This is a genomic window from Neorhizobium fuzhouense (assembly GCF_042611105.1).
Classification (GTDB): domain Bacteria; phylum Pseudomonadota; class Alphaproteobacteria; order Rhizobiales; family Rhizobiaceae; genus Neorhizobium; species Neorhizobium galegae_A.
The window spans coordinates 225659-238817 of record NZ_JBHFFP010000003.1 but is presented as its reverse complement, the minus strand read 5'-3'; the positions used below and the strand labels follow the sequence as shown (position 1 = coordinate 238817).

10 protein-coding genes are annotated in these 13159 nt (G+C 61.9%); 8 read left to right on the top strand and 2 right to left on the bottom strand.

What is annotated here, in order from left to right:
• Positions 1–10 precede the first annotated feature (10 nt).
• The 5 genes from ACEXP3_RS08015 to ACEXP3_RS07995 all read left to right on the top strand — a co-directional run bounded on the left by ACEXP3_RS08015 (position 11) and on the right by ACEXP3_RS07995 (position 7175).
• Positions 11–3160: an efflux RND transporter permease subunit gene (locus tag ACEXP3_RS08015; protein ID WP_377296762.1), complete on the top strand. Its 3150-nt coding sequence runs from the start codon at positions 11–13 to the stop codon at positions 3158–3160.
• 198 nt (positions 3161–3358) lie between these two features.
• Entirely contained in the window at positions 3359–4345 is a 987-nt protein-coding gene (gene cysP, locus ACEXP3_RS08010; protein WP_210105439.1) for a thiosulfate ABC transporter substrate-binding protein CysP, read from the top strand.
• A gap of 104 nt (positions 4346–4449) precedes the next feature.
• Positions 4450–5271 carry a sulfate ABC transporter permease subunit CysT gene (cysT, locus tag ACEXP3_RS08005; protein ID WP_210105440.1) on the top strand — a complete coding sequence of 274 codons (822 nt, stop codon included), beginning with the start codon at positions 4450–4452 and terminating at the stop codon, positions 5269–5271.
• Positions 5272–5274: 3 nt separating this feature from the next.
• Positions 5275–6156, top strand: coding sequence for a sulfate ABC transporter permease subunit CysW (gene cysW / locus ACEXP3_RS08000; protein WP_377296761.1), 882 nt, complete (start codon positions 5275–5277; stop codon positions 6154–6156).
• A complete protein-coding gene (locus ACEXP3_RS07995; RefSeq protein WP_377296760.1) occupies positions 6153–7175 on the top strand; it encodes a sulfate/molybdate ABC transporter ATP-binding protein in 1023 nt (340 codons plus the stop codon). Before cysW ends, ACEXP3_RS07995 begins: the two co-directional genes overlap by 4 nt.
• Positions 7176–7455: 280 nt before the next feature.
• On the opposite strand, the gene ACEXP3_RS07990 is transcribed toward ACEXP3_RS07995, so the two are convergent.
• A complete protein-coding gene (locus ACEXP3_RS07990; RefSeq protein WP_377296759.1) occupies positions 7456–8892 on the bottom strand; it encodes an NAD-dependent succinate-semialdehyde dehydrogenase in 1437 nt (478 codons plus the stop codon).
• A 208-nt stretch (positions 8893–9100) separates the two neighbouring features.
• Positions 9101–10288: an acyl-CoA dehydrogenase gene (locus ACEXP3_RS07985; RefSeq protein WP_377296758.1), complete on the bottom strand. Its 1188-nt coding sequence runs from the start codon at positions 10286–10288 to the stop codon at positions 9101–9103.
• A gap of 100 nt (positions 10289–10388) precedes the next feature.
• Here ACEXP3_RS07985 and ACEXP3_RS07980 point away from each other — a divergent pair, with 100 nt between their 5' ends.
• The 3 genes from ACEXP3_RS07980 to ACEXP3_RS07970 all read left to right on the top strand — a co-directional run bounded on the left by ACEXP3_RS07980 (position 10389) and on the right by ACEXP3_RS07970 (position 13146).
• Positions 10389–11306, top strand: coding sequence for a LysR family transcriptional regulator (locus ACEXP3_RS07980; protein WP_377296757.1), 918 nt, complete (start codon positions 10389–10391; stop codon positions 11304–11306).
• 13 nt (positions 11307–11319) lie between these two features.
• Positions 11320–11994, top strand: a complete 675-nt coding sequence (locus ACEXP3_RS07975) for a phosphoribosyltransferase (RefSeq protein WP_377296756.1) — start codon at positions 11320–11322, stop codon at positions 11992–11994.
• 99 nt (positions 11995–12093) lie between these two features.
• Complete coding sequence (locus ACEXP3_RS07970) at positions 12094–13146, top strand: dipeptidase (RefSeq protein ID WP_377296755.1); 1053 nt, start codon at positions 12094–12096, stop codon at positions 13144–13146.
• The last annotated feature ends 13 nt before the right edge of the window (positions 13147–13159 follow it).

Genomic DNA, 13159 nt, shown 5'->3' with positions numbered 1-13159 from the left:
GGACACCTCCATGACATCCTCCCGCCAGGACCGGTCCGGAAAACAGCCCTTCAACCTGTCGCGCTGGGCAATCGCCCATCCGAGCATCGGCCGTTTCCTCTTCGGCATCATCATCGTCATCGGTGGCCTTGCCATCATGAACATGGGCCAGAAGGAAGATCCGGATTTCACCTTCCGCGTCATGGTGGTGCAGGCCGTCTGGCCGGGCGCCTCCATCGAGGAGATGCAGGATCAGGTGGTCAACAAGATTGAGCGCAAGCTGCAGGAAACCCCGCATCTCGACTGGGTGAAATCCTATACGCGCGCCGGTTCCTCGATCACGACGCTGCAGATCAAGGGCGATACGAGTTCCGCGCAGGTGGCCGATGCCTTCTATCAGGTGCGCAAGAAGATCGGCGATATCGAGCAGGAACTGCCGAGCGGACTTCTCGGCCCCTATTTCAACGACGAATTCGGTGACACCTATATCACGCTCCATGCGTTGACCGGTGACGGCTACAGCTATCCCGAGCTGAAGACCTTTGCCACGCAGGCCCGCGACATGCTGCTGGCCACCAAGGGTGTCGAGAAAGTTTCGATCCTGGGCGCCCAGGACGAGAAGATATATGTCGACGTCTCCTCCAAGACGCTTGCCGAGCGCAATCTGACCTTCACCGATATCCAGAACGCGCTCGCCGGCCAGAACAATGTCGATCCCGCCGGTACGGTTGAAACCGCAACCCGCTCGGTGCGCATCTCCGTGGAAGGCGGCGTGCGCACGCCGGAAGACATCCGCGCCTTGCGCATCCGAAGCGGTGACCAGGTGTTTCGCCTCGGCGATATCGCGACCGTCAGCAAGGGACTGATCGATCCCTATGATCGCAAGTTCCGCTTCAATGGCCGCGATGCCGTGGAAATCGGCGTGGTCATGCAGAACGGCTACAAGGTGACGGATGTCGGCCAGTGGGTCGAGGAAACATACAAGCGGTTCGAAAGCGCTCTGCCGGTCGGTGTGTCCGTTGCGCAGATCTCCAATCAGCCGGAAGTGGTGCACGAGGCGGTCGGCGAGTTTTCACAGGCCCTTCTCGAAGCACTGGTCATTGTGCTGGTGGTGTCGCTGCTGTCGATCGGCTGGCGCTCGGGCATCGTCATTGCGATCTCCATTCCGCTGGTGCTCGCCGCCACCCTTGCCATCATGTACGAGCTTGGCATCGAGCTGCAGCGCATCTCGCTTGGCGCCCTTATCATCGCGCTCGGCCTTCTGGTCGATGACGCGATGATCGTGGTGGAACTGATGGAGCGCAAGCTGGAGGAGGGGCTGGAAAAGCTCGACGCCGCCACCTTCGCCTATTCCTCCACCGCCTTCCCGATGCTGACCGGCACGCTGATCACCACGGCCGGCTTCATTCCCGTCGGCTTTGCGGCCTCCACCGCCGGCGAATACGTGCGCTCGCTGTTCTACGTCGTCGGCATTGCGCTGGTGACCTCGTGGTTCGTCGCGGTCTATTTCACGCCCTGGCTCGGCTACATGATCCTGAAGCAGCGCGCCCATGCCGGCACGCATCATGACAGCTATGATACGCGCTTCTATCGCGCCTTGCGCGCAACGGTCGGCTGGGCGGTCAGGCACCGGATCATCGTTCTCCTGATGACGCTGATGGTGTTTGCAGGCTCTCTCTACAGCTTCAAGTTCATCCCGCAGAGCTTCTTCCCGCAGTCCTCGCGCCCGGAAATCCTCGTCGATCTGTGGTTGCCGGAAGGCACGGCGATTGCGGAGGTGGAACGCCAGGCCAAGGCGCTCGAACAGAAGATCATGGACGATCCGGACAAGAAGTTCGTCGCCACCTTCATCGGCGAAGGTGCGCCGCGCTTCTTCCTGCCGCTCGACCAGCAACTGCGCAACCCGAATTTTGCCCAGCTGCTCATCATGTCAAACGGGCTTGAGGAGCGCGAGCGGATGATCGTCAAGCTGCGCAAGATCCTGGCCGAGGATTTCCCGACGGTGCGCGGCAAGGTCGATCGCCTCTTCCTCGGTCCGCCGGTGGGCTGGGCCGTGCAGATGCGCGTGACCGGTCCAGACCGTGCCGAAGTGCGCCGCATTGCCGATCAGGTGAAGGAGCGTTTCCATCAGAATCCGCTTCTCGGCACCGTGCATGACGATTGGCTGGAGCCGGTGACAGCCATGAAGCTGATCATCGACCAGGACCGTGCACGTGCGCTGGGTGTCAGTTCGCAGCGCGTGCGCCAGATGCTCTATGCCACGATGAGCGGGGCAACGCTCGACCAGTTCCGCGATGGCGAGGAAACCGTGTCCATCGTCCTGCGTGAGCCCGATGCGACGCGCCATCTGCTGACGGCGGTTAATTCGATCTACATCCCGACGGACAATGGTGGCTTCGTGCCGGTCTCGCAGGTGGCGCGCGTCGAACCCGTGCAGGAAAACGGCATCGAATGGCGCCGTGACCGCCTGCCGACCGTCTCCATCAAGGCGACCGTCCCGGATGGTGTTGAACCCAACGACCTGGCGATGAAGATGTATCAGGGCATGGGCGATCTGCGCAGCGCGCTTCCGGCGGGCTATAAGGTCGAGATCCAGGGTGGCGCCGAGGACGCGGCGGAGAGCCAGATGTCGATTGCCGCCAAGGCGCCTGTCATGCTGTTCGTGATCGTCGCGCTGCTGATGATCCAGCTGCAGCACTTTGGCAAGTCGATGCTCGTGCTGGCGACGGGGCCGCTCGCCATCATCGGGGCATCGGCCGCGCTCCTCGTTACCGGTGCTCCCTTCGGTTTCGTGGCGATCCTCGGTGTTATTGCGCTCCTTGGCATCATCATCCGCAACTCGATCATCCTGGTCGACCAGATCGACCAGGATATTGCCTCCGGAATGGCGCGGGCCGAAGCCATCGTCGGAGCCGCCGTGCGCCGTTTCCGCCCGATCATGCTGACGGCGCTGGTGGCGGTTCTGGCCCTTATCCCGATTTCCCGCGGCCTGTTCTGGGGACCGCTCGCCTATGCCATGATGGGCGGCATCCTGGTGGGCACTGTCCTTACCATTCTGGTGCTGCCGGCCGCCTACGCCCTGTTCTTCGGCCGCGAGCCGAAATCCCGAAAGACCTCCGGCGAGAACGATGATCGCCCGAAGGAGCCCTCGTCGCTCACTCTTCCCACCGCCGCGGAATGAGCGACAGGCGGGAAGCGGTGCCCCTGCCGCTTCCCGCCCTCTCTTCAAGGGGAAGCATGGCTTGGAAAGACCATCGCGGTTCGACCCTGGATTGAGTGGAAAATTCCCGATCCGTCTGCCAAGGCAGATGCCGGGTTTCTCGCGTTGGCGCAGGTGAACCCGTAAATTCCGCTCAACTGACGTTGACCGGAGATTTTCATGAACCGCCTCCTCATTCTTGGCACTGCGCTTGCGGCACTTTTTGCAGCACCTGCCTTTGCCGAAGGTCCGAACAAGCTTCTCAACGCGTCCTACGATGTCGCCCGCGAGGTGTTTGCTGCCGAAAACGAGGCCTTCATCAAGACCCATCCGGGCATCACCATCGATCAGTCGCATGCCGGAACCTCGAAGCAGGCGCGCGCCATCGTGGAAGGTCTGGAAGCTGACGTTGTGACCTTCAACCAGGTCACGGATATCGATTTTCTGGTGAAGCAGGGCTTTGTCTCGGCCGACTGGCAGAAGAACTTTCCCAATGAGGCTTCGCCCTTCTATTCCTTCCCGTCCTTCCTGGTGCGGGCCGGCAATCCGAAGAACATCAAGGACTGGAAGGATCTTGCCCGCGACGACGTGAAGGTGATCTTCCCCAACCCGAAGACCTCCGGCAATGCGCGCTATACCTATCTCGCCGCCACCGCCTACGCAAAGGAAGCCTTCGGCGGCGACGAGGAGAAGGTGGAAGCCTTCGTGAAGAAGATTTTTGACAACGTGCCGGTCTTCGACACCGGAGGCCGTGCGGCAACTACCACCTTTGTCGAGCGCGGAACCGGCGATGTCCTGATCACGTTTGAAGCCGAAACGCGCGGCATTGCCAAGCAATACGGTGCCGACAAGGTGGAAAGCGTCATTCCGTCCGTCTCGCTGCTCGCCGAATTCCCGGTCGCCGTGGTCGACAAGGTGGCCAAGAAGCACGGCACGCAGGAACTGGCCAAGTCGTATCTCGACTTCCTTTACAGCGAGGAAGGCCAGCGCATCGCGGCGCAGTTCGGCCACCGCGTTCACAATGAAAAGGTCACGGCAGAGTTCAAGGATCAGTTCCCGTCCATCCGTCTGGTGAATGTCAACGACGTGTTCGGCGGCTGGGACAAGATCCAGAAGGAGCAGTTTGCCTCCGGCGGCACGCTCGACAAGCTGTACGGCAGCCGTTAACCCAATACCATTGGCAACGCTTGCAAAACCCGGCGGATCCTCACCGCCGGGTTTTGCCGTGAAGTCCGAGGAGTGCCTACCATGACCCCCGAAAGAAGCGCATCGTGAGACGCAATGTCCTGCCGGGCCTCAATCTGTCGCTCGGGATTACCCTGTTTTACGTCGGCCTGATCGTTGTCCTGCCGCTGGCAGCGTTGATCTTCAAGGCCTCCAGCCTGGGCTTTGCCGAATACTGGACCATTGTTTCTTCGCCGCGCTCGGTTGCGAGCTATCGGGTGACGGCGCTTGCCGCGCTGGCGGCGACCATCTTCAACCTCTTCTTCGGGCTGGCGCTTGCCTGGGTGCTGACGCGTTACCGCTTTCCCGGTCGCCGGATCATCGATGCGATGGTGGATCTGCCCTTTGCCCTGCCAACGGCGGTGGCCGGCATTTCGCTCACGGCCCTCTTTTCCGCCAATGGCTGGTTCGGATCGGTTCTGTCCGATATCGGCATCAAGGTCGCCTATACGCCGCTCGGCATCATGATTGCCATGTGCTTCACCAGCCTTCCGTTTATCGTGCGCACGGTGCAGCCTGTGCTGGAGGACCTGGACCCGGCGCTGGAAGAGGCGGCGCAGTCGCTCGGCGGGTCAGACTGGACGATCTTTCGAACCGTCATCCTGCCGCTTCTGGCGCCGGCGCTTCTCGCCGGCACATCGCTCTCCTTTGCCCGGTCACTGGGCGAGTTCGGCGCCATCATCTTCATTGCCGGCAACCAGCCCATGTCGACGGAAATCACCGCGCTGCTGATCTTCATCCGGCTGGAGGAATATGACTATCAGGCCGCCGCCGCCATTGCCTCGGTGCTTCTGCTGACAGCCTTTGCCATGCTTGCCGTCACGAACTGGCTGCAGGCCCGCGCCTTGCGCTACACGGTGAAAGGATAGCCGATGAGCACCGCCCGTAGAAAACCGCCGCGTGTCGGCGACAATCCGCTCTTTCGCCGCCTGCTGATCGGCATCGTGCTTTTGCTGGGCGCACTGCTCATCCTGGCGCCGCTCATCGTCATCGGCGTTGAAGCGTTTCGCCAAGGCTGGAAGGTCTATGTCGCGACGCTTGCCAATGCCGATACGCAGCATGCCATCATGCTGACGGTGATCACCGCCCTCATCGCCGTGCCGCTCAACACCGTCTTTGGCGTGGCGGCCGCCTGGGCCATGACGAAATTCGATTTTCGCGGCAAACGCCTGTTGCTGATCGTGACGGAAATTCCGTTTTCCGTTTCGCCCATCGTCGCCGGTGTGGCCTATCTCTTCGTTTATGGCCTGCAGGGCATTTTTGGCCCGCTGCTCGATGCCTATGACGTGAAAATCCTCTTTGCGCTGCCAGGCATCGTGCTTGCCTCGATGTTCGTCACCGCACCCTTTGTGGCGCGTGAACTCATTCCGCTGATGCAGGCGCAGGGGCGTGATCTGGAAGAGGCCGCCACCTCGCTTGGCGCATCCGGCTGGCGCACCTTCTTTTCCGTCACGCTGCCCAATGTCAAATGGGCCATGCTCTACGGCGTCGTGCTCTGCAACGCGCGCGTGATGGGCGAGTTCGGAGCCGTCTCTATCGTGTCGGGCAATATTCGCGGCCAGACCAACACGCTGCCGCTGCATATCGAACTGCTCTACCATGATTACCAGGCCGCCGGCGCCTTTGCCTCGGCCTCCATTCTGGCGGTCATCGCCGTCTTTACCATCATTGCCAAGGTGGCGCTGGAAGGCCGGGGCGCCGGCCGCCGCGTCAAGCCTGTAGCCATCCTCGCCACGCCGGAAATACGCCCATGAAAATCCGCCTCGATAGCGTCATCAAGACATTCGAGACCTTTCGCGCCGTGCATGGCGTTTCACTCGAAATCGAAAGCGGCGAACTGGTCGCGCTGCTCGGGCCGTCCGGTTCGGGCAAGACAACGATCCTGCGCATGGTCGCCGGCCTCGAATATGCCGATGAGGGCCGCATCTATTTCGGCGAAGAGGAAGCAACGGACATTCCGGTGCGCGAACGTGGCGTCGGCTTCGTCTTCCAGCATTACGCGCTCTTCCCGCACATGACGGTGGCGGAAAACATCGGCTTCGGCATGAAAGTGTCGAAGGTCAAGCGCGACAAGGCGGAGATTGCCGCCCGCGTCGCCGATCTTCTGCGGCTGGTGCGCCTTGAAGGCCTCGGCGACCGGTTTCCCGGCCAGATTTCCGGTGGTCAGCGCCAGCGTGTGGCGCTTGCCCGTGCGCTTGCCGTCGATCCGAAGGTTCTGTTGCTCGATGAACCCTTTGGCGCGCTCGACGCCAATGTGCGCCACGACCTGCGCCGCTGGCTGCGCGAGATCCACCAGGAACTCGGCATCACGACCATCTTCGTCACCCATGACCAGGAAGAAGCACTCGATCTTGCCGACCGGGTGGTGATCCTGAAAGAGGGAAAAATCGTCCAGCAGGGCACGCCGCAAGAGGTTTGCCGCGATCCGAAGGATGCCTTCGTCATGAAATTTCTGGGCGACGCCAATCGCCTGACGGGTGAGGTGCGGGCAGGGGTTGCCCATGTCGGCGGTGCGCAGGTGGCTGCCGCCGGCGTTCCGGATGGACCAGTCGACATCTTTGCCCGCCCGCGCGATCTCGACTGGTCGACCCATGGACCGGGTCTGGCCGCAAAGGTGGAGCGCGTGCTGGATCGTCCGGGTGAGCGTCGGGTCATTGCCACGGTTTCGACCGGCGAGACGCTGGAATTCGACGTCGAGCCGGAACAGGCCGTTGAAAAAGGCGAGGCGGGTTTCGTCACGCTGCGCCGGGCCAAGGTGTTTTCGCTGGGGTGATAGTTGGCAAAAGTCCCCCTCTGGCTGCCGCCATCTCCCCCACAAGGGGGAGAGCGCAGGTGGCTGAGGCTCGCACTAATCTATGAGCTACAGTCAACCCTGTCCCATCTGTCGTCACGGCAAGGAGCGCGTTGGCGGAAGGGCATGGCGTTGCCACATGGTGTCTCCCCCCTTGTGGGGGAGATGGCGGCAGCCAGAGGGGGCTTTCTTCTCAAGACGCGACCAACAAAAAAGGCGCCGGTTCCCCGACGCCTTTTCGATTTTATAACAAGCGAAAGGCTTAGCTCATCTGGCTGACGAAGCGGCTTTCCATGTAGGCTTCCACCGCTTCCGAGCCGCCTTCCGTGCCGTAGCCGGAATCCTTGATGCCGCCGAACGGGACTTCCGGAATGGCAAAGCCGTTGTGGTTGATGGTCAGCATGCCGGCTTCCATCTGGCGGCCGAGCGCATGGGCGGTCTTGACCGAGCCGGTGAAGGCATAGGATGCAAGGCCAAACGGCAGGCGGTTGGCTTCTGCCATGGCATCATCGATGGTCGAAAAGCGGTTGACGATGGCGATCGGGCCAAAGGGCTCTTCGTTCATCATCTTGGCCGAGGTCGGCACGTCGACGAGAACCGTCGGCTCGAAGAAATGGCCCTTGTTGCCGATGCGCTTGCCGCCGGTCTTCAGGACAGCACCCTTGGACACGGCATCGTTGATCATGTCTTCCATGGCCGGGATGCGGCGCTCATTGGCGAGCGGACCCATGGTGACGTCGGCTTCAAGGCCGTTGCCGACCTTAAGGTTCTCCGCATACTTCACGATGCCGTCGATGAACTGGTCGGCCACGCCGTCCTGGATGAGGAAGCGGGTGGGTGCCACGCAGACCTGACCGGCATTGCGGAATTTCGCCGCAGCCGAGACTTCGATCGCCTTGTCGAGATCGGCATCGTCAAACACGACGACCGGCGCATGGCCACCGAGTTCCATCGTCGCACGCTTCATGTGCTTGCCCGCAAGCGCTGCCAGATGCTTGCCAACCGGCGTGGAGCCGGTGAACGAGATCTTGCGGATGACCGGATGCGGGATGAGATATTCGGAAATTTCCGCCGGAACGCCGTAGACGAGGTTGACGACGCCTGCCGGAACGCCGGCATCGGCAAAGGCACGGATGAGTTCAGCCGGCGAAGCCGGGGTTTCTTCCGGCGCCTTGATGATGATGGAGCAGCCGACGGAGACGGCAGCAGACAGCTTGCGCACGATCTGGTTGATCGGGAAGTTCCACGGCGTAAAGGCCGCAACCGGGCCGACCGGGAACTTCACGGCCATGTTGGACACGCCGCCGAAGCGAGCCGGAATGATCTGGCCATAGGTGCGGCGGGCTTCTTCGGCGAACCAGTCGATGGTGTCGGCGGCATTGATGATTTCGGCCTTGGACTGGCCGAGCGGCTTGCCCTGTTCGCGCGTCATCAGCCAGGCGATGTAATCGATGCGTTCGCGCAGCAGGTCGGCCGCCTTGCGCATGATCTTCGAGCGTTCGAAGGCGGACGTGTCGCGCCAGATCTTGAAGCCCTTGTCGGCGGCTTCGAGTGCGAGGTCGAGATCAGCCTTTTCCGCATGGGCGATCTGGCCGATGATTTCCTGGGTCGCGGGATCTTCCACGGCAATGGTCTTGCCGCCGATGGCATCGCGCCATTCGCCGGCGATGAAAAGCTTTACGTCAGGATAGCTATGCATGAGAGGACCTCAATTCTTGGTCTTTAAAAGCGGACGGTCGGGGAGGCAGGGCGAGGGAGGATCGCGGCCTGGTTTGGAAGTTTCGCCCCTCAGTTAGGACAAAAAGGTTCGACATTCAACGCCCGAGGCAAAAAGTATGACTAATAAAAAAAGGATCGGGAGATGTCCCCCGATCCTTTTCATGATCGTCCGGTGCCGTGCGCGGGTATCAGAAGAAGGCCTGGATCCCAGTCTGCGCGCGACCGAGGATCAGCGCATGAACGTCGTGCGTGCCCTCGTAGGTGTTCACCGTTTCCAGGTTCTGCGCGTGGCGCATCACGTGGTATTCGATCTGGATGCCGTTGCCGCCATGCATGTCGCGGGCCTGGCGGGCGATGTCGAGCGCTTTGCCGCAATTGTTGCGCTTCATGATGGAGATCATTTCCGGCGCCATCTTGTGCTCGTCCATCAGGCGGCCGACGCGAAGCGAGCCCTGCAGGCCAAGCGTGATTTCGGTCTGCATGTCGGCGAGCTTCTTCTGGTAAAGCTGCGTGCCGGCGAGCGGCTTGCCGAACTGCTTGCGATCCAGGCCATACTGGCGGGCGCGCAGCCAGCAATCTTCGGCAGCCCCCATCACGCCCCAGGAAATGCCGTAGCGGGCACGGTTGAGGCAGCCGAACGGACCTTTCAGGCCGGACACGTTCGGCAGAAGCGCGTCTTCGGAAACTTCGACGCTGTCCATGACGATTTCGCCGGTGATCGAGGCGCGCAGCGACAGCTTGCCGCCGATCTTCGGCGCAGACAGGCCCTTCATGCCCTTTTCCAGCACGAAGCCGCGGATCTCGTTGTTGTGCGCTTCCGATTTTGCCCAGACGACGAAGACATCGGCGATCGGCGCGTTGGAAATCCACATTTTCGAGCCGCGCAGGCGATAGCCGCCTTCGATCTTTTCGGCACGCGTCTTCATGCCGCCCGGATCGGAGCCGGCATCGGGCTCGGTCAGGCCAAAGCAGCCGATGAGTTCGCCGGAGACGAGGCCCGGCAGATACTTCTTCTTCTGTTCATTCGAGCCATAGGCAAAGATCGGGTAGATGACGAGCGAGGACTGCACGCTCATCATCGAGCGATAGCCGCTGTCGATGCGCTCGACTTCGCGGGCGACAAGGCCGTAGGCCACGTAGCTGGCATTGGCTGCGCCGTATTCTTCCGGAAGCGTGACACCGAGAAGCCCGGCCTGGCCCATCAGGCGAAACAGGTCCGGCTCGGTGGTTTCGGACAGATAGGCTTCCTGAATGCGCGGCAGAAGCTCGGCCTTGCCGAAGGCGGCAGCCGCATCGCGGATCATCCGCTCGTCTTCGCTCAACTGGTCGTCGAGAAGAAAGGGGTCTTCCCAGGAAAATGCTGCACGGTCGCTCAATGGAACCTCCACTTTAAAACTGTGGGAGAGGTTATCCGCCAACAGGCTTGTCGGGTCCAGCGCCGTTTACTCACGATGACATGAGCTATAGGAATGGACGATGTCCAATGTCAGCCGCAAGCTTTTACCCTCCACCAGCGCCCTTGCCGCCTTCGAATCCGTGGCGCGGCTCGGCAGTTTTTCCAATGCCGCCGACGAGCTGTCGTTGACCCAAGGCGCCATAAGCCGCCAGATTTCCGGTCTGGAAGACCAGCTGGGCATCCTTTTGTTTGATCGCTCCAGCCGCGGCGTGGCGCTGACGGAGGCCGGACGCGCCTATGCGCGCGCCATTGGCGGCGCTCTGTCGCAGATCCGCGCCGCCTCGCTGCAGGCCATGACGAAACGGCATGGCGATACGCTGAACCTTGCCATGTTGCCGACCTTTGGCACGCGCTGGCTTTTGCCGCGCATTCCCCGCTTCGTGTCCGCCCATCCGGAAATCACGCTGAACTTTGCCACGCGGATCGGCATGTTCGATTTCGAGCAGGACGGGCTGGATGTCGCCATCCATATCGGACAACCGAACTGGCCGGGCGCGGAATGCACCTTCCTGATGGAAGAGATGGTGGCGCCGGTCTGCAGCCCGGCCTTCATGGCAGGCCATGTCATCGAGCAGCCGGCTGATCTTCTGCCGCTGCCGCTTCTGCACATGGCCTCGCGTCCCGGCGCCTGGACGCATTTCTTCGAAAGCATGGCGGTTGCCGGCACGCCGGCGCCCGGCATGCGGTTCGAGCAGTTTTCAAGCGTCGCCCAGGCCTGCAGCGCCGGTCTTGGTGTCGCGCTGATGCCGCTGTTTCTGATCGAATCCGAGCTTGCGGCGGGAGACCTCGTGCAGGCGCTGCCGCAACAGGTGCGCAGCCCCAGTTCCTATTATGTGGTCGCGCCGATTACCCGCGTCGAATTCCGTCCGGTCAAGCTGTTTCGCAGCTGGCTGATCGAGGAAGTCGGCCGCTGGCGCGACGAGCCTTATTATGCCTGATGCGGAGTTTTTGATGCAGCCTCACGAATTCTGGCAGGAGGTTCATGCGCCGGCAAGTTTCCCGGACGACGGCCCGTTCGAGACCTTTTATCCGGCCCGCTTCGCCGATGGCCGGCAGTTGCGCCTGCCGATCCGGCCGCTGCCGGACGGGCGCCATGCGCTGGCCTCCCTCATCATCAACCAGGCCGGCTTTGCCGTGGTCGAGGCGCTGGCCAAGGATCTGACGGAGCGCATCGCACCGCTTCAGCCGGATGTGGTCGTGGGCCTGCCGACGCTCGGCCTGACCCTTGCCGCAGCCCTTGCCCGCCATCTCGGCCACACGCGGTATGTGCCGCTCGGGACCTCGCGGAAATTCTGGTACGAGGAAACGCTGTCGGTGCCGCTCACCTCCATCACCACGCCCGAACAGGCAAAGCGCCTCTATGTGGACCCGCGCATGCTGCCGCTCATCGAGGGCCGGCGGGTCGTGCTGGTTGATGACGTGATTTCGAGCGGCAGTTCGATCGTGGCGGGCCTGCGATTGCTAGACACTGTGGGCGTCGCGCCGGTCGCCATCGGCGCTGCCATGCTGCAATCCACGCGGTGGCATACGGCGCTCGATGCCGCGGATCCGGCATGGCGGCCGCTGGTCCATGGCGTGCTCGAGACGCCGATGCTGACGAAGGGTACTGACGGTCGCTGGCAGTAGTTGTGCGTGGCGGCACTTTCCGCCTTGCCGACAGTTTGTAGATTGGCCTAGGATCGCCCTCCTATCGAGTGCTTTAGTATGACAATTCGGAAATCCCAGATGGAACCTGTGTTCGACGGCCACAACGATGTTCTCTTGCGGCTGTGGCGCACCATGCGCAACGGTGCTGATCCGGTGGCGGAATTCGTCAAGGGAACGCGCGAAGGCCATATCGATGGGCCGCGCGCCCGCGCAGGTGGTCTGGTGGGCGGGCTCTGCGCCATCTACATCCCGTCCGGTGACCTGATCCTCAAGGAACCGGACGTCAACGGCCATTATTACACGCCGCTTGCCGCGCCTTTGGACCGCGCGGCCTCGCTGGACATTGCGATGGAAAAATTTGCCATCGCGCTGAAGCTGCACGAGGCGGGCGCCTGGCGCATCTGCCGGTCCACCGCCGACATTCGCGATGCGATCGGCGAGGGGCAGTTTGCAGCGGTGATCCATATGGAAGGTTGCGAGGCAATAGACCGTGATCTTTATGCGCTCGAAGTGTTTCATGCGGCCGGCCTGCGCTCGCTCGGCCCCGTTTGGAGCCGCCACAATGCCTTTGGACATGGCGTGCCCTTTGCCTATCCGCTTTCGCCCGATACCGGGCCTGGCCTGACGGATCTCGGCTTTGAACTGGTGAAGGCCTGCGACCGGATGGGCATTCTCATCGATCTTGCCCACATCACGGAAAAGGGGTTCTGGGACGTCGCCAACACCTCCACCCAGCCGCTCGTGGCAAGCCACTCCAACGTCCATTCGCTGACGGCGGTCGCGCGCAACCTCACCGACCGGCAGATGGACGCGATCCGCGAGCGCAAAGGCATTGTCGGCCTCAACTATGCCGTGACCATGCTGCGCCCGGATGCCCGCGATGACGCCAACACCGGCCTCGACCTGATGGTGCGCCATATCGATTACATGGTGGAGCGCATGGGCATCGACTGCGTCGGCCTCGGCTCGGATTTCGACGGCGCAACCGTTCCCGCCGATATCCGCGACGCCAGCGGCAACCAGAAACTGGTTGCGGCCCTGAAAGCTGCGGGCTACGCTTCAGAAGATCTTCATAAGCTGTGTCGGGAAAACTGGTTGAGGGTTCTTGCGAACGCCTGGCACGAAGCGTGATGAATGTTTAGAC

Coding starts and splice junctions, on each gene's coding strand:
- ACEXP3_RS07980 (WP_377296757.1), top strand. CDS start 10,389: ATGTCCAATGTCAGCCGCAAGCTTTTACCCTCCACCAGCGCCCTTGCC.
- cysW (WP_377296761.1), top strand. CDS start 5,275: ATGAGCACCGCCCGTAGAAAACCGCCGCGTGTCGGCGACAATCCGCTC.
- ACEXP3_RS08015 (WP_377296762.1), top strand. CDS start 11: ATGACATCCTCCCGCCAGGACCGGTCCGGAAAACAGCCCTTCAACCTG.
- cysP (WP_210105439.1), top strand. CDS start 3,359: ATGAACCGCCTCCTCATTCTTGGCACTGCGCTTGCGGCACTTTTTGCA.
- ACEXP3_RS07990 (WP_377296759.1), bottom strand. CDS start 8,892: ATGCATAGCTATCCTGACGTAAAGCTTTTCATCGCCGGCGAATGGCGC.
- ACEXP3_RS07970 (WP_377296755.1), top strand. CDS start 12,094: ATGGAACCTGTGTTCGACGGCCACAACGATGTTCTCTTGCGGCTGTGG.
- ACEXP3_RS07975 (WP_377296756.1), top strand. CDS start 11,320: ATGCAGCCTCACGAATTCTGGCAGGAGGTTCATGCGCCGGCAAGTTTC.
- ACEXP3_RS07995 (WP_377296760.1), top strand. CDS start 6,153: ATGAAAATCCGCCTCGATAGCGTCATCAAGACATTCGAGACCTTTCGC.